Origin of the sequence: Microbacterium meiriae, from assembly GCF_040702565.1 — a bacterium.
GTDB classification, from domain to species: domain Bacteria; phylum Actinomycetota; class Actinomycetes; order Actinomycetales; family Microbacteriaceae; genus Microbacterium; species Microbacterium meiriae.
The window spans coordinates 692,259-710,967 of record NZ_JBFBLJ010000002.1; the positions used below are offsets into that span (position 1 = coordinate 692,259).

Annotated in this window: 15 protein-coding genes; 11 read left to right on the plus strand and 4 right to left on the minus strand. The window is 71.0% G+C overall.

All coding sequences use genetic code 11. The annotated features are described in order from the left end of the window. Nucleotides 1–109: 109 nt before the first annotated feature. A complete protein-coding gene (locus tag AB0310_RS10765) occupies nucleotides 110–820 on the plus strand; it encodes a hypothetical protein (protein WP_366237218.1) in 711 nt (236 codons plus the stop codon). Nucleotides 821–892: 72 nt separating this feature from the next. Here the strand turns inward: AB0310_RS10765 and AB0310_RS10770 are convergent, their stop codons facing one another. Continuing rightward, nucleotides 893–1,630 carry an SGNH/GDSL hydrolase family protein gene (locus AB0310_RS10770; protein ID WP_187662911.1) on the minus strand — a complete coding sequence of 246 codons (738 nt, stop codon included), beginning with the start codon at nucleotides 1,628–1,630 and terminating at the stop codon, nucleotides 893–895. Nucleotides 1,631–2,129: 499 nt separating this feature from the next. Here AB0310_RS10770 and AB0310_RS10775 point away from each other — a divergent pair, with 499 nt between their 5' ends. The 9 genes from AB0310_RS10775 to AB0310_RS10815 all read left to right on the plus strand — a co-directional run bounded on the left by AB0310_RS10775 (nucleotide 2,130) and on the right by AB0310_RS10815 (nucleotide 13,341). Continuing rightward, on the plus strand, nucleotides 2,130–3,692 hold the full coding sequence (locus tag AB0310_RS10775) for a DUF5979 domain-containing protein (protein WP_366237219.1): 1,563 nt from the start codon (nucleotides 2,130–2,132) through the stop codon (nucleotides 3,690–3,692). Between the two features lie 119 nt (nucleotides 3,693–3,811). Next, nucleotides 3,812–5,233 carry a sigma-70 family RNA polymerase sigma factor gene (locus AB0310_RS10780; protein WP_366237220.1) on the plus strand — a complete coding sequence of 474 codons (1,422 nt, stop codon included), beginning with the start codon at nucleotides 3,812–3,814 and terminating at the stop codon, nucleotides 5,231–5,233. Between the two features lie 103 nt (nucleotides 5,234–5,336). Then, nucleotides 5,337–7,433: a DUF11 domain-containing protein gene (locus AB0310_RS10785; RefSeq protein ID WP_366237221.1), complete on the plus strand. Its 2,097-nt coding sequence runs from the start codon at nucleotides 5,337–5,339 to the stop codon at nucleotides 7,431–7,433. 110 nt (nucleotides 7,434–7,543) lie between these two features. Next, nucleotides 7,544–8,641: a non-hydrolyzing UDP-N-acetylglucosamine 2-epimerase gene (gene wecB / locus AB0310_RS10790; protein WP_232089148.1), complete on the plus strand. Its 1,098-nt coding sequence runs from the start codon at nucleotides 7,544–7,546 to the stop codon at nucleotides 8,639–8,641. Continuing rightward, nucleotides 8,641–8,865 (plus strand): LPXTG cell wall anchor domain-containing protein, encoded by a 225-nt coding sequence (locus AB0310_RS10795; RefSeq protein ID WP_187662916.1) that lies wholly within the window; start codon nucleotides 8,641–8,643, stop codon nucleotides 8,863–8,865. Before wecB ends, AB0310_RS10795 begins: the two co-directional genes overlap by 1 nt. After that, nucleotides 8,865–10,223 carry an XrtP-associated glycosyltransferase gene (locus AB0310_RS10800; RefSeq protein WP_280565778.1) on the plus strand — a complete coding sequence of 453 codons (1,359 nt, stop codon included), beginning with the start codon at nucleotides 8,865–8,867 and terminating at the stop codon, nucleotides 10,221–10,223. Before AB0310_RS10795 ends, AB0310_RS10800 begins: the two co-directional genes overlap by 1 nt. Then, nucleotides 10,223–10,816 carry an exosortase/archaeosortase family protein gene (locus AB0310_RS10805; protein WP_366237222.1) on the plus strand — a complete coding sequence of 198 codons (594 nt, stop codon included), beginning with the start codon at nucleotides 10,223–10,225 and terminating at the stop codon, nucleotides 10,814–10,816. Before AB0310_RS10800 ends, AB0310_RS10805 begins: the two co-directional genes overlap by 1 nt. Before the next feature lie 76 nt (nucleotides 10,817–10,892). Then, on the plus strand, nucleotides 10,893–11,564 hold the full coding sequence (locus tag AB0310_RS10810) for a hypothetical protein (RefSeq protein ID WP_187662919.1): 672 nt from the start codon (nucleotides 10,893–10,895) through the stop codon (nucleotides 11,562–11,564). A gap of 34 nt (nucleotides 11,565–11,598) precedes the next feature. After that, nucleotides 11,599–13,341 carry a DUF7927 domain-containing protein gene (locus AB0310_RS10815; protein ID WP_366237223.1) on the plus strand — a complete coding sequence of 581 codons (1,743 nt, stop codon included), beginning with the start codon at nucleotides 11,599–11,601 and terminating at the stop codon, nucleotides 13,339–13,341. Between the two features lie 89 nt (nucleotides 13,342–13,430). On the opposite strand, the gene AB0310_RS10820 is transcribed toward AB0310_RS10815, so the two are convergent. Continuing rightward, complete coding sequence (locus AB0310_RS10820; protein WP_259951761.1) at nucleotides 13,431–13,958, minus strand: cytochrome C5; 528 nt, start codon at nucleotides 13,956–13,958, stop codon at nucleotides 13,431–13,433. Between the two features lie 153 nt (nucleotides 13,959–14,111). On the opposite strand from AB0310_RS10820, the gene AB0310_RS10825 reads away from it, so the two are divergent. Next, nucleotides 14,112–16,292, plus strand: coding sequence for a S8 family peptidase (locus tag AB0310_RS10825; protein WP_366237224.1), 2,181 nt, complete (start codon nucleotides 14,112–14,114; stop codon nucleotides 16,290–16,292). A gap of 69 nt (nucleotides 16,293–16,361) precedes the next feature. Here AB0310_RS10825 and corA read toward each other — a convergent pair whose 3' ends face one another. Both corA and AB0310_RS10835 read right to left on the minus strand, forming a co-directional pair. Further along, entirely contained in the window at nucleotides 16,362–17,363 is a 1,002-nt protein-coding gene (corA, locus tag AB0310_RS10830) for a magnesium/cobalt transporter CorA (protein ID WP_187662923.1), read from the minus strand. 290 nt (nucleotides 17,364–17,653) lie between these two features. Then, nucleotides 17,654–18,448 carry an SDR family NAD(P)-dependent oxidoreductase gene (locus tag AB0310_RS10835; RefSeq protein WP_366237225.1) on the minus strand — a complete coding sequence of 265 codons (795 nt, stop codon included), beginning with the start codon at nucleotides 18,446–18,448 and terminating at the stop codon, nucleotides 17,654–17,656. Nucleotides 18,449–18,709 lie beyond the last annotated feature (261 nt).

Consider the following 18,709-nt stretch of genomic DNA (forward strand, 5'->3'; position numbering starts at 1 on the left):
CCGGACCGAGTCCACCCTGCCCGAAAGGGTGCTCGGCGGTCGCCTGAGGGGGCGGGGGCTTCCGTGTGCGCGGATGCGTGCCGGAACGCGATGAATGGGGAGAGCAGTCATGGGATTCCGTGTTGCCCGCAAGGACCGCACGTCCGATGGCCTTCCGCCGGAGCGGCGCAGCCGCTGGCGGGGCCGGACGAAGAGGCTGATCGGCGGTGCCGTGAGCACGGCGCTCGTCGCGTCGTCGATGATCGTCGTCGGCGGGACGCTGACCGCCGCGCCTGCCGCCGCGGCAGAGCCGTTCCTCTGCACGCCGGGAGCGGTGTACGTGCAGAGCGCCACCGAGGTGCGCGAGTTCGCCGTGAACGAGCAGGGCGGAGCGCCAGGCGACGGCGGCACGCTCAGCTCCATCAACCTCGGCGCGAACCACTCCAACAACGCCCTCGGCCTCTCGTCGACCGGACGGTACGCCTACACGGTCACCAACGCCGCCGGTACCAAGACGCTGGCCAAGCACGACCGCGTCACCGACACGACGGCGCAGACGACGTTCACGCTGAACTCCTCGGTGCTGCGCGGCGCCGTGCACCCCGTGACGGGCGTCTACTACTTCGCCAGCGGCACGGTGAACGGCGCCATCAACCTCTACGCGTGGGACGAGAACGTCACGCCGCAGAACTACGTGCAGGTCGGAACCCTCCGTCCGACCGCGGGCAGCAGCGCGTTCGGCGCCAACGGCGACATCGGATCGTTCCGACGTTCCATCATGGCCTTGCCGGCCCCGGTTGCGACGACGTGCGACATGCCCCCACCTCACTGTCGAGTGTGAATGCGCTCAACCTAGCGTCGCGCCGTCACCGCCGTCCAGAGCGGTCACCCTGGCCGGGTGAATCCGCGCCTCTCAGCCGAAGACGCGAGCCGTGCCGACCATGCCTTCCAGGAGGGCGGCTGTGCGGGCGCGCGGTCCCTCCGGCGCGATGCCGAGGACGCGGGCGAGCTCCAGGGCGAGAGCGGCGTGTCCGGCGGCGCTGGGGTGGAAGGGGTCGTTCATGAGGCCCCACGGCATCCCGCCACCGCCCAGCTCCGCGAAGTGCGCGTACTGGTCGACGAGGATCACGTCCTCCGCGGACGCGACCCGACGGACGGCCTCGGCGAAGTCGGCGATCCGCGCCCGCTCCGGCGCGTTGCGGACGTCGATGGCGGGCGGCGTCTGGAGCACCGGGATGGCGCCGATTTCGCGCACCCGGCTCACGAAGTCATGCAGGGAGGCGGCGTAGTCGTCCGGCGAGATCACCGGTCGGGGCCCGCCGTCCGAGGCGTCGTTGGTGCCGACCATGAGGGTGACGACATCCGGCTGCCAGCCCGCGACCCGACGCTCCCAGTCGTCGAGGATGTCGACGATCCGGTTGCCGCTGATCGCGGTGTTGAGCACGATGTCGCGGACGCGCTCGAGCTCGCCCCTGATCAGCTCGTGGAGGTGCTCCTGGTAGCTGCGCCCGCCCTGGGTGTGCACCAGGCCGTGGGTGATCGAGTCGCCGGTGATGACCCAGTTCAGCGGTGCCGGGTCGCGGAGCGCGTCGGCGAGGCGGCGGAGGTCGTCGTCGGCGGTGGCAGGGGAGGCGGAGGGGGCGATCGGCACGTTTCCGAGCTTATCCGGCGTAATGCTCAGGGGCCGTTCCCGTCCTGTTTGCCGAGGGGCGAGGCTGGGCATGTGAGCGCGGACGGGATCCGTGGCCCAGGACGTCGTCGAATCCCCAACCCGACGACGTGGAGAAATCGAGTCCCTCGTGCGGCGGGCTGCTCCCCCGGCCCGCCGCACATCCCCGAGTCTCGGGGCGTTCCGTCGGCCCATTCCGGAACGCCGATATACGCGCGGCTGCGAACACCTGCGATGCGCCGCATGAGGGGTACCGTCGTTGGCGGCCTGTTCGAGGGAGGGGAACCTTGCGGGCCGGGGGAGAGCTCCGCGGCATCGCCGCGGGCGGAGAGAGTGCGACGCCGCGCGGCGTGGAGACACGTGCGGCGTGCATCGTCGCGTTCCGCAATCCTGCGGAACGCGCGTAGTACGTCGGGCCCCGCCGTGTCTCATCTTCGACCGTGCCCACGTCGCGTGTGCGCGGCTGTCACCGGAGGAACACATGCTGACCCATTCGCCACCCGTCCGACCCCGCTCGGGACGGAGCCGCATCGCCCGCCGCGTCGCCGCCGTCGCCATGATCGTCGGCGGATTCGTCGGAGCCCTGCTCGTCCCCGTCGCGGCGACCGCGGCCCCGCCGTACACGACCGGCGCGACGGTCGAGTCCCTGGCCTTCACGGAGACGGCCGTCGCCAGCGGCACGAAGGCCGAGCTGACCGGCACCTGGTCCCTGCCGGACAACCCAGTCGCACCTGCCGGTTTCGTCGTCGAGCTCCCCGAGGGCCTCCGTGGGCTACTGGACACCTTCCCGTTGCTCGACGCGGCGGGAGCTGAGGCGGGACGCTGCGTGACGACCGCCGCGCAGCTCGTCTGCGACATCGACAGGGCTTACCTCGAGGAGCACCCCGTCGGTCTCTCCGGAGGCTTCTCCTTCTGGGCGACGGTGACCACCGAGGTGAGCGAGACCACCACGGTCACCTACGACTTCGGTGACGTCACCGCTTCCGTCGATGTGAAGCCGGACCCCTTCATCTGCACGACCGACTGTGACTTCCGAGGCCGCGCGGACTTCAAGAGCGGGGAGTACCAGAACACCTCGGACACCATCGCGTGGGACGTCGCCGTCGGGGCGGGAGCGAAGGGCATGGCCGCGGGTCAGGAAGTCGTCGTCACCGACGTCATCGGCTCCGACCAGGAGCTCCTGCGCGAATCCGCCGCCGGGGAACGCTACCCGTCGCTGTGGGTCGCCACCGGTCTGCAGACCCTCCCCAGCGGTCTCGTCGTCCCGGGGCCGGTCACCGAGGTCGCTGCCGCCGACTACACCGTCTCCGCCGACGGGACCACCGTCACCTTCACCGCCGTCGAGGGCGGCTTCTACAACGTGCACTACCTCTCGCGGGTGACCGACGACGGTGCGGCCGGCACCTACCGCAACGCCGCCGAGATCCGGGTCGGCACCGAGACATCGTCGACGGTCACGTCGGAGGTCACCCGCCACGGCGGCTCGGGGACGGGGAACGGTACGCGCGTCGGGCGCTTCACGGCGCTGAAGACCCTCAGCGGTCCGGCGGCCGCGACCGAGCGGATCCCCGCCGGGACCCGGTACGTGCTGGAGTACACGTACCCGGCGGGGCCGGGCTTCCCGGCGGGCTCGGGGGTGCTCGATCTCGAGGCCGGATCGCCGGTGACGAGCCCGGCGCTGCCTGCCGGCGCGGAGGTCAGGGTCCGCGAGCGGGCGCCGGAGCCCGTGGCCGGCACCGCCTGGGGCACGCCGGTGATCAGCCCGGAGCGGTTCACGGTGGGGGACGAGACCGTCACCGTGAGCGTGCAGAACCCGGTGGCCGTCGTGCCCCCGCCGCCCGTTCCAGCCACGCCGAGCACGCCGGCGACGCCGAGCACGCCGGCCACGCCGAGCACGCCGGCGACGCCGCCGGGCACTGCCGGGGGCTCGCTGGCCACGACCGGCGGGGAGATCGCGACAGCGGGTCTGCTCGCCGGGGTGCTGCTTCTGGGGATGGGAGGTGCGCTGGCGGCCGCGCGACGCGCACGCCGCGGGAACCGCTGATCGCACGCGCCGGGCGGGGTGCGGCCGACATCCGTCGGGCCGTGCCCCGCGTCGGCGCGAGAACGCACGGGTGAGGTCTGTCACCTCACCGACACAGGCCCTCGGGGGAAGGGAACACCATGAGCGACGAACGCAGAGACGAGGAGAGGGAACGCGACGCGGACCTGCTGGACCGGGTCCGCGGGGGTGACGAGCAGGCCTATGCGGAGCTGTGGGAGCGCTACGCACCCGCGGCGGCGGCCGTGGCCCGCAGCTACTGGTGGTCAGCCGATGCCGACGACCTCGTCGCAGAGTCCTTCACCCGCATCTATCAGGCGATCCAGGCCGGGAAGGGGCCGACGGCCGCGTTCAAGCCGTACCTGTTCGCCACGATGCGCAATCTCGCCATCAGCTGGGGCCGCGCCCGTCGCGAGGTGCCCATCGAGTACATCGAGGCGGTGGAGGACCCGAACAGCACGGATGCCGCGGCCGACGCCGATTTCGACGCCTCGCTCGTCTCGCAGGCCATCCTGGCCCTGCCGGAGCGCTGGCAGGATGTGCTGTGGTTCGGCGAGGTCGAGCACCTCTCCATGCACGAGATCGGCAAGCGCCTCGACATCAGCGAGCGCGCGGCCGCGGTCCTCGCCTTCCGTGCCAGGGAGGGGCTCCGGCAGGCCTGGATCACCGCGCACGTCGCGGCCCGCCCGCCGGCCTCCCGGGAGTGTCAGTGGACGATGGGGAAGCTGGGCGCGCACGCCCGCCAGCGCCTCACGCCCCGGGACACGGCCCGTGTGCACGCCCACCTCGACGAGTGCGCCGACTGCCGCGCCAAGGCCGAGGAGGCGCGTCACGCCAGCTCGCGCATGCTGTCCGTCCTCTTCCCCGCCGGCATCACGGTGGGGGCCGGTGCGCAGATCTGGCAGTCGCTGACATCTGCCGGACTGTCCGCCAGCGCCGCCCCGCTGCCGCCCGCGATCGCCGCTCCGGTCGCGGGTATCGCTGCGGCGAAGGCCACCATCGGTATCGTGGCCGCGGTCGCCGCGACGACCCTCGCGGCGACCGTCGCCGCCACGGTGGTCGGGGGCACCGCCGTGGTCGCGGCGCCCGCCGCCACGGAGGTCGTGACGTGGAGCGTACCCACCCCGGCCCCATCCCCGGAGGCGACATCCGCCCCGGCGGCGACGCCGGTCGCGAGCCCTCCGCCCTCGGCCGCGCCGGAGCCGTCCGCTCCGGCAGCGCCGCCGCCGGAGCCGGAGCCGGAACCCGTCCCCGAGGCGAGCGTGCCGAGCGCTCCTGTCCTCATCGACGTGCCAGGGCAGGTCTCGCGCACCGAGCTGCTGTCCGTGACCGTGGCGTGCGAGGTCGGTGCCGACCTCACGGTATCCGCCTACGGCGCCACCCTGGCGGCGGGGACGTGCGCGGCGAACGAGCGATGGCAGGCGAGCTTCCGCGTCGACGCCTATCCGGTGCCCGCCGGGACCGCAGTGACCCTGAGTTTCGCGCAGTCCAACATCGCCGGGATCTCCGGCGCGGCGAGCGCGGAGGTGGTCATCGTGGATTGATTTCGGAACCGCGCGTAATCACCCCCGCGGATCGCTGTCCTGTAGGAGTCCGCCATCTCCGGATACCAGCGGATGAAGAGATCGAGATTGGAACCACATCGCCATGAGGAAACGATCGGGCGCCTTCGTGCTCGGATTGCTGCTCGCCCTGGGCGCCGTCGCTGCCGCGGCACCCGCTGACGCCGCGACGGGAGCCGCGACCATCGTCGACGCGAACACCGGCCGGTTCACGCTGCCGGACGGCACGATCGCCACCGCCACACTCGCCGGCGGCTCCCGCATCTTCGGCGGCGAGGGTAAGACGCTGAGCTCCTGGAGCGGCACGGACGCCATGTACGCGGCCGGTGTCTCGGCGAAGGACCTCGCGACGCTCGACGTCCACTCGAGCGCGAACTGCGGGACGTCGGCGCGCTGCGGCGAGGGGCAGCTCACGATCACGTTCGATCACCCGGTCGACGATCCCGCGATCCACATCGCCGAGTTCGGCGCCGGGACCGGCGGTACCGGACTCGGCGGGATCTCGGTCGCAGACGGCATCCGCTTCGCCTCCGCCGACGGCGGCGCGACCCGTGCGGTCGTCTCCGACGGCGCCACCTTCGTGGACGGAGGCGACGGCTACTCCCGCGGCGACATGAGGATCTCCTGCACCGCGGCCTCGCGCCCCGGGGGCTGCGGAAGCTTCACCGTCCCGGGCACCAAGATCACCCGGATCGTCTTCGATGTCGCCCGCTTCGCCCTCGGCGGCACGCAGACCGCAGCGCTGGACGGCTACGCCCTCGGGGTGACCGCCACCGCCACGCCGGACCCGAAGGTCGCCGGACTCTCGATCGCCAAGGTCGTCGACAAGGCCGCGGCCGCACCGGGCGACGTCCTCGACTACACCATCACCGTCCGGAACACCGGCGAGGCGGAGGCCCGTCAGGTGCCCGTGACCGACACGCTTCCCGCCGGGCTGCGCGATGCGACGGCCGATCAAGGCGGCGTGGTCGCCGACGGCGCGGTCGCCTGGACGATCGACGCCCTTCCCGCCGGCGGCACGAGCACCCTGCACGTCTCCGGGACCGTCGACCGCGCAGGCGCGGGCACCACCCTCGTCAACCGCGCCGTGGTGGAGAACCCCGCCGGTGTCCCGGCCGAGACGCCGGCGCCCACGTCCTCCACGCCGTGTGCGGACGACGCGAGTGTCGCCTGCGCCTCCACGGTCGTCGCCGCCCTGCCGGCGTTGTCCCTCGCGAAGACCGTCGACAAGCAGGTCGCCGGCCATGACGAAGCGCTGTCGTACACCCTGGTCGTCGGCAACGCCGGGACGGCCCCGGCGACCGATGTCCCCGTGACCGATGTCCTTCCGCCCGCCTTGACCGCGGTCTCGGCCGATCAGGGCGGCGTGGTCGCCGACGGCGCCGTCCACTGGACGCTCCCCGAGGTCCCGGCCGGCGGCGAGGTCGTGCTGCACGTGACCGGCACGACGCCGGGAGGTCTCGACGAGGCCCAGCTCGTGAACCGCGCCACCGTGCAGAACTCCGCCGCTGCGCCGAACGGGACGCCCGCGCCGACGGTGACCACCCCGTGTCCTGACGACCCGCAGCAGGCATGCGCCCTGACCGCGGTGGCCCCGCTCGCCTCGTTGGAGATCGACAAGACCGTGGCGCAGTCCGCCGCGCCGGCCGGGTCCATCCTCGACTACACGATCACCGTGTCGAACGTCGGCCCCGGTGTCGCGACGCAGATCCCCGTCGTCGACGACCTGCCCGACGGTGCGCGGTTCATCGCCGCCTCGACCGGGGGCGTCGCCGTGCAGGACAGGGTGGGCTGGGTGGTGCCGGAGCTCGGCCCCGCGGAGTCGGCCACGATGACCCTCCGCGCGCAGCTGCCGCGAGACGCCGAGGGCACCGTCGTCAACCGCGCCACCGTCGCCTATGACGAGTCGATGATCGCCGGCCTGCGGGCAGCGGCGGTCCAGGCCGGGATCGCCGTTCCGGACGACCTGTCCGGCCTCCCCGCGCTGCCGCCGCTGTCGGCGACGCACGCCTGCGCGGACGACGCGAAGTGGTCGTGCGCGGCGACCGTCGTCCGTGCCCCTGCCGCTGCAGGGCTCGCGCAGACGGGCGGCACGCCGCTCTCCGTCCTCCCCGCGATCGCGCTGCTGGCGGGTGGAGCTCTGCTCCTCATCGTCTCCGCGCGTCGCGCGACCCACCGATAACCACTGATCGCGTCAGCCACGGGGGACCTCCCTCCGGGGGCTGATCGAGGTACCCAGAAATGCACTTCTCACAGTCCACTTCGTCCGTTCCGCTGCCGAAAGGCTCCGTCATGATCGTCTTCGGGACCCGTCCCGAGATCATCAAGCTCGCTCCGCTCGTCCGCGAACTGGGAGATGCCGCCTTCGTCGTCCATACCGGGCAGCACTACGACCCGGGGATGTCCCGGGTGTTCCTCCGGTCCTGCGGGATCGAGCGCGTCGATCTCCAGCTGCATGTCGGCGGTCTCCCGCGCGCGGCGCAGATCGGGCGCGCCGCCGAGCAGATCGCCGAGGCCATCACCCGCTTCGAGCCGCGGTACGTCGTGGTCCAGGGCGACACGAACGCGACGTTCGCCGCCGCTCTCGCCGCGAATGCCGCAGGGGTGCGCCTCGGGCACGTCGAGGCGGGACTGCGGGCGCACGATCGCCGGATGCCCGAGGAGCACAACCGGGTGATGGTCGACCACATCGCTGACGACCTGTTCGCGGCGACGGCGGCGAACCGTGCCAACCTCCTTGCCGAGGGCATCGACGAGGAGCGCATCCTCGTCACCGGCAATCCGGTGGTGGAGGCGGTGCGCGCCCAGCGCGCGGGCGCGGCCGGCGATGCGGACGAGCTCGCGCGGCTCGGATTGACGCCTGCCGGCTTCGTCCTCGCCACCCTGCACCGTCAGGAGAACGTGGACACTCCGGAGAACCTCCTGGCCACCCTCCGCGCGTTCAACGCGATCGCGGCGTCGGGGTGGCCCGTCGTGTTCCCCGTGCACCCACGCACCAGGGCGATGCTCACCTCGCTGGACGCCACGCATCTCCTGGACGCACTGATCGCCGAGGAACCGCTCCCCTACGAGCGGTTCCTGGCGCTCGCCGCCCACGCCGCTCTGCTGGTCTCCGACTCCGGCGGCATCCAGGAGGAGGCGACGGTGATCGGCCGCCCCGTCCTCGTCGTGCGGGACTCGACCGAGCGCCCTGAGGCGCTGGGCGCCTTCACCCGGCTCGTCACCCCGCAGGAGCTCGCTCCGGCCGCCTCCGCCCTGCTCGGCGCGGTGGAGCCGACCCTCGCCCGACTCGCCACCCTGCCGTCCCCCTTCGGCGACGGGCAGGCCACCGCGCGCATCGCGGCGCACATCCGCAGCACCGTCGCCTCGACCCGCACTGAGGAGTCCTGATGTACAGCAACGCCCTGACCACCCCGCTCGCCACGGTCGGCGCCCTCGCCGTCACAGGTCCGGAATCGATGACCACCTGGGTCATGGCGGCGGGCATCGCGGTGACCGTGGGGGCGGGGCTGCTCCTGCGCACCCGCCTGCTGCGGCGGTCGGCGCCGGCTCCCCGCCCGATCCGTCGGTCCGTCGCGCCGGAAGAGGACCCCGCGCCGGGGAGGACACCCTGATGTTCCCGGTGCTCAACGCGTTCACGGTCCTGCTCGGCGTCGCGTTCGTCACGTACGTCCTGTTCATCCTCATCCCCTATCTCCGTTATCCGAAGACCACCCCGGGCGATCCGGCGAGCTTCGAATGGCACTTCTTCATCCCGTGCCGGGACGAGGAGGCGGTGATCGATACGACCGTGTCGCGGGCGCGGCGGGACTTCCCCGGCGCCCACGTCTGGGTGATCGACGACGACAGCGAGGACGCCACGGCGTCGATCGTCACCCGATGGGCCGAGGCCGACGAGCATGTGCATCTCGTTCAGCGCCGTCGCCCCGAGGCGCGGACCGGCAAGGGCGACGCACTCAACGCCGCCTATCATCAGCTCCTGGCTTGGCTCCCCGCAGACGCCGACCACGATCGGATCGTCGTCGTCGTCATCGACGCGGACGGCGAGATGGAGCCCAACGCCCTCGAGATCTGCGCCGCCGACGACATCTTCGGCGACGAGAGCGTGGGGGCGGCGCAGATCGCGGTCTGGATGAAGAACCGCGACGACCCGAAGCCCTACCCGCACGGCGGGCGGTTCGCCAACACGTTCGCGCGGTTCCTGCTGCGGATGCAGGATCTCGAGTTCCGCACCACCATCGCCGCGATGCAGTCGCTCCGGGCGAAGACCGGGACCGTGGGGCTGGGCGGCAACGGCCAGTTCACCCGGCTCTCCGTGCTCGATGCGATCGGCGACACCTTCGGCGAACCGTGGCACGGCGCCCTGCTCGAGGACTACGAGCTGGGCGTCCATGTCGTGCTGGCGGGCTACCAGGTCCGCCACGTCTACGACACGCACGTGAACCAGGAGGCGCTGCCCTCGATCCGCCGTCTGCTCACGCAGCGCACCCGGTGGGCGCAGGGGAACATCCAGTGCGTCAAGTACATCCGCGAAGTGGTGAAGTCGCCGTACGTCGACAACGCCGGGGTCATCGAGACCGTGTACTACCTCGTGCTGCCCTTCCTCCAGATGCTCGGAGGGCTCTCGTTCCTCATCCTGTTCGGCGCCCAGGTCGGGTACTGGGTGCAGCAGCCGGAGCTCTTCCAGGTCGCGCTCGGCGACACCCTCGGCGTCCTCGGGCTGCTGTTCGCCTTCTCCGTCGCCCCGTTCGCCGTCTGGGGGTTCGTCTACAAGATCCGCTGCGAACCCCAGGCGAGCTGGCTGACGGCGCTGGGGTGGGGGCTCGGGGTGTGGCTCTACGTCTATTACATGTACATCTGCATCGCGCGGGCGTTCCTGCGCATCGTCCGGGGCAAGAACGGATGGGCCAAGACACGCCGCAATGCGGAGGCCCACGTCGTCGTCAACGGATCCGTCGCCGTGGAGGCCTGATGACCACCGTCACCGAAACCCTGCCCGCCCTCCGCGCCCGTCGACTGGATCGGGTGTCGCCGCCGAACCGTGCCGCGCGGGTGGTCGTGGCCCTGCTGATGCTCGCCGCGGGCGGAGCGCTCCTGGCGGTCAACACCTCCTTCCGCGCCGTCGAGGCGGTCGTCGCGACGTGGCTGCTCTCGCCGTTCGTCAAGGGCCAGCGCGCGGCGATCGGCGAGCACTATCTCGTCTGGACCCCGACCGGAGACCTGATCGCTCTGCAGATCACGGTCGAGTGCACAGCACTCCTGATCGGGCTCCCGCTCACCGTGGTCGCCGCGGTGATCCTCGCCTTCACCCGCGTGCGGTGGAGCCGGCTGTTCGGCGGGCTCGCAGCCATGTGGGGCATCGTCTTCGCCGTCAACATGCTGCGGCTCGTCCTGATCGGCTGGGCCACCCAGACCTGGGGTCTCGATCCGGGCTACAAGGTGAGCCACGTGTTCGTGGGTTCCCTCGTCGGCGTCCTGGGGTACGTCGTCGGACTCGTCGTCATGCTCCTGATCATCGGCGTCCGTGCCCCGCAGCGCCGGAATACTCGCCGTCCGCGGGCGTAATCGACCCCCGTCCCCCCCGTCTCATTCGCGGCGAAGCACTCTGCTCGTCGTGTCCACATCAAGAAAGAGGCTCATCATGAAGAGCATCCTCAAGACCGCGTGCAGCGCCGGTGTCGGCCTGCTGATCGTCGGGGGCTCGCTCCTCGGCGCGCAGGGGGCCATGGCCGCCGACCAGCCCGACTCCACCGACGGCGCATCGAGCGGCGGCATCTCCTCGGTCCGCAGCACGGAAGACGTCGACGGTCAGGCCTCGACCCGCGGCTATCTGGGTCGAGCCACCCAGACGGCCGCGACGGGCGTGACGCCGGGGTCGGAGATCAAGGAGGGCGCGATCGTGCAGCTCGTCAACGACGAGCAGATCGACGGCGTCTACAAGGTGATCCTGCCCGTGCCGGCGCACACGACCTTCGCGTCGGCGACCAGCGGCGGTCAGCTCGTCGGTGGGAACGTCGTCTGGACGTTCAACGTCACGCACGACGGCGGCACCAGCATCGTCACCCCGATGGCGACGTTCACCGTCGACGCCGACTACTGGGGTCCGCAGATCACCAACAGCGCCAAGGTGCTCTACACCGGTGGCGTCTTCACCGACGACCACCGCTTCACCTACAACTACAGCCACACCTTCGCCGAGCGTCCGCCGGTGCCGGTGGCCGATCCTGCCGTCGGACTCGCGGGTGCCGGTGTGATCGCCGTCGGAGCTGCCGGCGCGTTCGCGCTGCGTCGTCGTCCCTCGGCGACCCGGTGACGGGCGCCGGACAGACACGGAGGAACAGAGACCTGTGAAGAAGACATCCTTTCTTCGCGGTGCGCTGACCGTGGGGGTGCTCACCGCTCTGGCGGCGGGCGCCCTCGCGGGTGCCCCCGCCGCCTCGGCGGCCGACGTCAACGGCTGGAGCGGATCGGGAGACACCCGCACCGCGTCGGCCGCCGGAGCGACGGCCCGCATCACCACCACCGACAAGGTGCAGATCAAGAGCTCCGGTGACGTCGTCAATCTCGCCACCGTGCGCGACGGCGGGGAGCTCGGGCTCAACGTGATCGGCCTCAACGAGGGCTACCCCTGCAAGAACGGCATCGAGTGCGTCCGCGGGAACGTCGTGGTCGACTTCGGCCAGCAGGTGACGAACCCGAAGATCACCCTCGCCAACCTCGGCGGTGACGTGTACTCCATCGGCGGCGTCGTGCAGTCCTCGGCGAAGTACACGCTGAAGACCTCCGGGGTGAGCCTCAGCGCCGTGAGCGGCAACCTGGACGTGACGTCGAACACGATCACCTCGACCTCCTTCGCCGCCAAGACCGGCACGGTGCAGGTCAACGGCACGGTCTCGAAGGTGGAGTTCCAGCTCAGCATGCGCTCGAAGGGCGCGTTCCTCGGGCTCGTGCCGACCTGGACGAAGGTGCCGAGCGACCTGCACAGCATCGACATCGACGTGGACAAGCCGACGGCGCCCGCGCTGACGGTGGACAAGAACGATCACCGCGACAGCGCCGTGATCGGCGACCAGCTCTCGTACGACATCGTGGTGCGCAACACCGGCACCGCTGCGGCGAGCAACGTCGTCGTCAGCGACGACCTGCCGGCCGGGCTCACCGGTATCACCGCCTCGTACACCGCTGGCACGACCGGTCAGGTGTCGGTCACCGGGCAGCGCGTCCAGGGCACGATCCCATCGCTCGCTCCTGGCGCGTCCTCGACGATCACCGTGAAGGCGACCGTCGGGGCATCCACGCCGATCGGGAACCTGCGCAACAACGCCTGCGCCGTGGGAACCGCCACGAACCAGGCCTGTGACTGGGACGACACCACCATCACCAAGAAGACCACGCCCGTGCTGACGATCAGCAAGGACGACGGTCAGGGTGATGTGAAGCTCGGACAGGACCTGACGTACGACATCGTCGTGCGGAACACCGGCGACGGTGCGGCCACGAACGTCGTGGTCAGCGACCCGCTCCCGGCCGGTCTCGACTTCGTCTCGGGCAGCGGCCCGTCGGGTGCGACGATGAGCGCCTCCGGGCGCACCGTGACCGCCAACCTCGGCACACTCGAGGCAGGGCAGTCGATCACGCTGAAGGTGAACGCCAAGGTCAACCAGTCGGCTCCTCCCGGGGCGCTGACCAACCAGGCCTGCGCGGTCGCCGGTAACGCGGCGAACGTCTGCGCGACCGACACCGACACCGTCAAGCGCGAGTTCTTCCAGTACACGTTCAACTCGAACCCGACCGACCCGACGCCGGGCCAGGCCGTGACGTACCGGATGGAGTTCGGCAACAACGGCAACGTCGACTCGGCGAACGCGGAGATCGCATACACGCTGGCGGGCATCCTCGACGATTCCAGCTGGAACCCGTCGAGCGTGACGGCCAACCGCGGCACCGTCACCGTGAGCGGCGACAGCATCGACTGGAAGGGACCCCTCGCCTCGGGTGAGACGGTCGTGATCACCTTCACCGGTGTCTGGAACGGGAACGGCGACGGTTTCGCCTTCCCCAACGTCACCTACTACGGCAGCGCGCGCTAGCCGGAACTCAGGCGAACGCGCGGGTGCAGGCCCATTCCTCTGGGGTGGCCTGTGCTCGCGCGTTCGCCTGTTTCCGCGCGTCGGCGGGGTCAGTCGCGGTCGGCGCGGCTGATGAGGTCCATCAGCTCGTCGAGCGTGTCGACGTCGATGACCTCGGTGCCGTCGGGCTCGCGCACCTCGATGCCGTCGACCTCCAGCTCCTCATCGAGCTGCACGAGGATGCGCGACTCCGGGAACTGCCGGGGGGCGACGAACGCGAGCAGCACGGCGTCCGCGAACACCACGACCGACGTGGCCTCGAGGTCGTCCCGCAGGTCGACCTGCTCGACCACCGGCTCCTCGTCCACCGCATCCTCGATGTCGAGCGCGACCTCCTCGACGATCGCCCGCCACCGCTTCTCGCTCATCGAGAGCACGCGCGCGATGGCCGCCACGAGCTCGTCCGGATCCATGTCCTCCGCGCTCTCGTCGCCGTCGAGCTCGGGATCCACGTTCACGTTCACGACGGTGCCGGCGGCGTCCAGGCTCGCCCGTCCGTAGACGAGACCGTTCTCGGAGACGGGGTCTTCGAGCAGACCGCTCTCGACGATGCGGGACAGGAGGATTTCGAGCGCCATGCTTCCAGTCTCGCGCATCCTGCCTTCCGTGGCCCCTGGTTCTTCCGCGACCTCGGCCCAGGGTCGCGCGTAATCGAACACCCCTTCGCGCCTCTTGTTCACTGGACCATCCCGACTCGACGGCCCAGGGCCGCGTTCGAAAGGCAGGCTGCTGTGATCCGTCCCCTCTCCCGTGGCATCGGCGTGGCGCTCGCCGTCGGTGCCGTTCTCGCCCTCGCGATCCCGTCATCCCCGCTCCCGGCGGCTGCGGAGGTCGCCCCCGACACCCCCGCCCTGAACTGGGTCGTGAACACCGCCCCCGGCGGTCCGAGCGAGGAGACGCTGCGTGCGGCCATCGCCGACGCGGGAGGGACGTTCCTGATCTCGTACCCGGAGATCGGGGTCACCGTCGTCCGGGCGCCCGAGGGCGGGTTCGCCGCGCAGCTCCGCGACCTCCCGTGGGTGCAGTCCGTCGGTCCCACCCGCACGTCGACCACGCCCGACCGCCTCCCCGACCCCGCCGAGTCCGCGGCAGGCGTCACGGAGGAACCCGAGGCGATGCCTGCCGAGGGCACCGCGTGGGACACGGTCGCCGTCGGCGCGACGACCCCGGGCGGCGCAGGTGTGGTCGTCGGGGTCGCGGACAACGGCATCGATGCGGGGCACCCCGACCTCGCCGACCGCATCGACCCCGCTCTCTCGGTCGGCTGTGGCATCAACGGCGTCCCGGACACCCGACCGGCGGCGTGGGCTCCGGAAGCGGGACTCTCCGGGGCCCACGGAACCCACGTGGCAGGCAGCATCGCGGGCGCTGCCGACGGCGCCGGCATCCGGGGGATCGCCCCGGACGCGCGCGTCGCGGCCATCAAGGTCGACAACCAGACAGGGCACATCTACCCGGAGGCCAGCATCTGCGCCACGATGTGGGCGGTCCGGCACGACATCCCGGTCGTGAACCACAGCTACTACGTCGACCCCTGGTACGTCTGGTGCGCCGGCGACGAGACGCAGTCCGCCGCGCTCGAAGCCCTTCGGCGCACGTATGCGTACGCGCATGAGCAGGGCGTCGTCAGCGTCGCCGCCGTGGGCAACGAGGCGCAGGACCTCGCCACCATGACCACCGACGTCGTCAGCCCCAATGACGGTGCACCCGAGCCGCGGCCGGTCGACTCGTCGTGCCTGAAGGCCCCGGCCGGGCTGCCCGACGTGATCTCGGTCGCCGCCGCCGACCAGGACGAGACCAGCGGCGCCGTCGTCATGGCCCGATTCTCCAACTACGGAGCGGGCACGGTCACCGTCACCGCACCCGGCGTCGTCTGGTCTGCGGTGACCCGTCAGGACGACGGCTCGATCTACGCGCTGTTCCCCGGCACCTCCATGGCCTCCCCGCACGTCGCGGGGCTCGCCGCGCGGCTGCTCGCGGCCGACCCGACGCTCACCCCGGACGAGGTCACGCGCCGTATCACGGCAACGGCCGACGGGGTCGCGGACGAAGGGCCGGACCGGATGGGCGCAGGCCTCATGGACGCCGACATCGGCGCCTCCGTCCCCGCCGTCGGCGTCTACTCCCGTGTCGCCCTCACCGGTCAGCCGTTCCGGGTGACGGGCAGCGGGTATCCGCCGCGGAGCCGTGTGGAGCTTCGCGTGGGCACGGCCACCATGCCGGTGCAGACCGACGGGCAGGGACGGTTCGCGACCGTGTTCCCCATCCCGGCGGATGCCCCTGCGGGCGTGAGCACTCTGACCGCCGGCGCGGCCCGTGCGCCCATAGTCATCCGCACTTCTCCGGCTGCGCCGACCATCCTCACCCCGAAGGCCGGAACCACGGTCGCGGCGACCACCACGACGATCTCGGGTACCGGCGTCCCGGGCTCGCGCGTCCGCGTGCACGTGCGCGACGGGGAGCTCACGCCGTTCCTGCGGTTCGTGACCGTGCGCGACGACGGCACCTGGACGGTGGACGCGCCGCTGACGCAGGGGACCTACGAGGTCGTGGCCCGGACGGTCATGGGCACCGACACCTCGGCCACCACCGCGCCGATCCGGTTCTCGGTGCACACGAAGTCGGCGATCGGCTACTCGGTCGAGCTGTCCCCGCAGCCGGGAGCCGCGCAGGACACGCTGATCGTCCTGGACCTCGCCAACGCCGGGGCAGTGGGAGGACGGGCTGTCGTGGACATCGATCTGACGGCGTTCGCGGATGTCGAGGTCCCCGTGCCGCCGGTGGGCGAGGTCGAGCGGACGGCTCGGGGGCTGCGGTGGACCCTCACGCTGGACTCGGCGCAGAAGGCCCAGCTGCAGATCCCCGCGACCTCCGGCGACGACCCGGCGTTCCCCGTGATCGCTGTTCGATGAGACAGGCGGTCACGCCGGTTCAGGCGCTTTTCGGAAGCGATGGCCTGAATCGGCGTGACAGCCTGCGCGTCACAACCACTTCTTGTACTTGAACACCCCGAACAGGCCGACGGCGAAGGCAAGCATCGCCCCGATCGCCATCGGATAGCCGAACGCCCAGTGCAGCTCGGGCATCACGTCGAAGTTCATGCCGTAGACGGTGCCGACGAGCGTGGGTGCGAAGATGATGGCCGCCCACGAGGAGATCTTCTTGATCTCGTCGTTCTGGGCCAAGCCCGCCTCCGAATGCCGCCGGGCGACGAGGGCCGACTGCACCGTGAGGGCGTTCTCCAGGATCGCCCGGAACGAGTCCACGCGCTCGTTGACGCGGATCGTGTGGTCGAGCACGTCGCGGAGCGAGCGCTGCAGCTCCTCGTCAATCCGGTACTTCTCCGACCCGCGGCGCAGCCACTCCAGCATGCCGCTCAGGGGGTGCACGGCGCGCTGGAAGTTGATGACCTCGCGGGAGAGCTCGTAGATGCGGCGGGAGAGGGCGTCGTCGTCGCTGTCGCCGAAGAGCTGGTCCTCGATCTCGTCGATGTCGTTCTCGAGGCCGGCGACGACGGGCTCGTACTCGTCCACGACCTCGTCGAGGATCGCGTAGAACACCGCCTCCGGTCCCATCGCGAGCAGCTCCGGGTTCGCCTCCATCCGGCGGCGGACCGCGGCCAGGTTCGGCGACTCGGCGTGGCGGATCGTCACCACGAAGTCGGGGCCGATGAACAGGTGCAGCTCCCCGAACTCGATCGACTCCTCCTTGTCGCGGTACCGAGCGGGGCGCAGCACGGCGAAGAGGGTGTCGCCGTAGCGCTCCACCTTCGAGCGCTGATGCCCCGAGAGCGCGTCCTCGACGGCGAGCGGATGCAGATCGAACTCCCGAGCGACGGACGCGACCTCCTCGGGACTCGGTCGATACAGACCGATCCACGCGATCCCGCCGGCGGCATCCAGCATCCGGTAGGTCTCGTCCAGGTTCTTCGGGGTCTCCACGCGACGTCCGTGGACGTACACGCCGTTGTCGATGAGCGCCATGATGCGGCTCCGTTCTCGCGGGTGCACGCAGACCAGGGTCTGCGTGCGGATTCGTCAGGGGGCAGGAGACGCCGCCGATGACTGCGAGGCGAGAGGCACGGACGCGGAGCGGGAGCTCAACGCGCAGATGCAGGGAAGCGCGACGCAGCGAGGGCGGCGTCGTTACTATCGTCGGACATCGCCATCACCGCCTCTCCGTGCTTCTCCGGGTCCAGCTTACCCCTCCGTTTCGAATCGCCCGAATGGCCCCATTCCGACCGGAGATGCCGCCACGTGCGCGATTCGAAGGATCAGGGGATGATGGCGTCGATGTAACCGCCGTCGACGCGGACCGCGGCGCCCGTCGTCGCCGAGGCGAGCGGGGACGCGAGGTACGCGACCATGTTCGCGATCTCCTCCGGCTCGATGAGCCGCTGCAGCAGGGACTGGGGGCGGTGCACGCGCATGAACTCACGCTGCGCCTCCTCCCACGGCAGCTGCGGATCCACGAGCGAGTACACGAAGTCCTCCACGCCGCCGGTGTGGGTCGGGCCCGCGAGCACCGAGTTCACCGTCACGCCCGTGCCGGCCGCCTCCTTCGCGAAACCCCGGGACACCGCGAGCAGCGCGGTCTTCGACATCCCGTAGTGGATCATCTCGGCGGGGATCACGACCGCGGAGTCGCTGGCGATGTCGAGCACCCGACCCCAGCCGCGCTCGGTCATACCGGGCAGGGTCGCGCGGATGAGCCGGACGGCGGCGAGCACGTTCACCTCGAAATACCGCCGCCACTCGTCGTCGGAGATGTCGAGCGCGGGGGTCGCTCCGAAGATGCCGAGGTTGTTGACGAGGATGTCCACGTCTCCGGTGGCGGCGAGGACCGCAGCGGCACCGTCCTCCGTGGTGACGTCGCCCGGGGCCGGGACGAGGTTCCGGTCCGGATCCTCCTCCTGCAGCGTGGCGATGACCGACGACACGGTCTCGGGGTTCCGGCCGTTGACCGCGACCCGCGCTCCCGCGTCGGCGAGGGTCGTGGCGATGGCGAGTCCGATGCCCTGAGTGGAACCCGTGACGAGGGCGGTTCTCCCGGCGAGGTCGATGCGCATGATGTCTCCTCCGTGTCGCTGCGGCCTCCGGTGCAACACCCGCGGTGCCGGATACATGCCCCTCCGCCGGCACCCCAGTCCGGGAGAGGCGGTACTCGACCATGCGCGCACCGTCTCCGTGCGGGACGAGAAGCGCACCCGCGGGTCCCGAGTCAGGTGCGGGACGGGAAACGGGCCGGGGACCAGAGCGGAAGGCGCGGGTTTGATCTCGCACGGGGGGACGCCGTGGGTGCGGGATGGGAAACGTGCCGGGGGCGCGTG

What these genes read in the sequence shown, in the direction of transcription:
- AB0310_RS10765 (WP_366237218.1), top strand. Translation starts at nt 110, where the DNA reads ATGGGATTCCGTGTTGCCCGCAAGGACCGCACGTCCGATGGCCTTCCG.
- wecB (WP_232089148.1), top strand. Translation starts at nt 7,544, where the DNA reads ATGATCGTCTTCGGGACCCGTCCCGAGATCATCAAGCTCGCTCCGCTC.
- AB0310_RS10780 (WP_366237220.1), top strand. Translation starts at nt 3,812, where the DNA reads ATGAGCGACGAACGCAGAGACGAGGAGAGGGAACGCGACGCGGACCTG.
- AB0310_RS10810 (WP_187662919.1), top strand. Translation starts at nt 10,893, where the DNA reads ATGAAGAGCATCCTCAAGACCGCGTGCAGCGCCGGTGTCGGCCTGCTG.
- AB0310_RS10785 (WP_366237221.1), top strand. Translation starts at nt 5,337, where the DNA reads ATGAGGAAACGATCGGGCGCCTTCGTGCTCGGATTGCTGCTCGCCCTG.
- AB0310_RS10795 (WP_187662916.1), top strand. Translation starts at nt 8,641, where the DNA reads ATGTACAGCAACGCCCTGACCACCCCGCTCGCCACGGTCGGCGCCCTC.
- AB0310_RS10820 (WP_259951761.1), bottom strand. Translation starts at nt 13,958, where the DNA reads ATGGCGCTCGAAATCCTCCTGTCCCGCATCGTCGAGAGCGGTCTGCTC.
- AB0310_RS10805 (WP_366237222.1), top strand. Translation starts at nt 10,223, where the DNA reads ATGACCACCGTCACCGAAACCCTGCCCGCCCTCCGCGCCCGTCGACTG.
- AB0310_RS10835 (WP_366237225.1), bottom strand. Translation starts at nt 18,448, where the DNA reads ATGCGCATCGACCTCGCCGGGAGAACCGCCCTCGTCACGGGTTCCACT.
- AB0310_RS10800 (WP_280565778.1), top strand. Translation starts at nt 8,865, where the DNA reads ATGTTCCCGGTGCTCAACGCGTTCACGGTCCTGCTCGGCGTCGCGTTC.
- AB0310_RS10775 (WP_366237219.1), top strand. Translation starts at nt 2,130, where the DNA reads ATGCTGACCCATTCGCCACCCGTCCGACCCCGCTCGGGACGGAGCCGC.
- corA (WP_187662923.1), bottom strand. Translation starts at nt 17,363, where the DNA reads ATGGCGCTCATCGACAACGGCGTGTACGTCCACGGACGTCGCGTGGAG.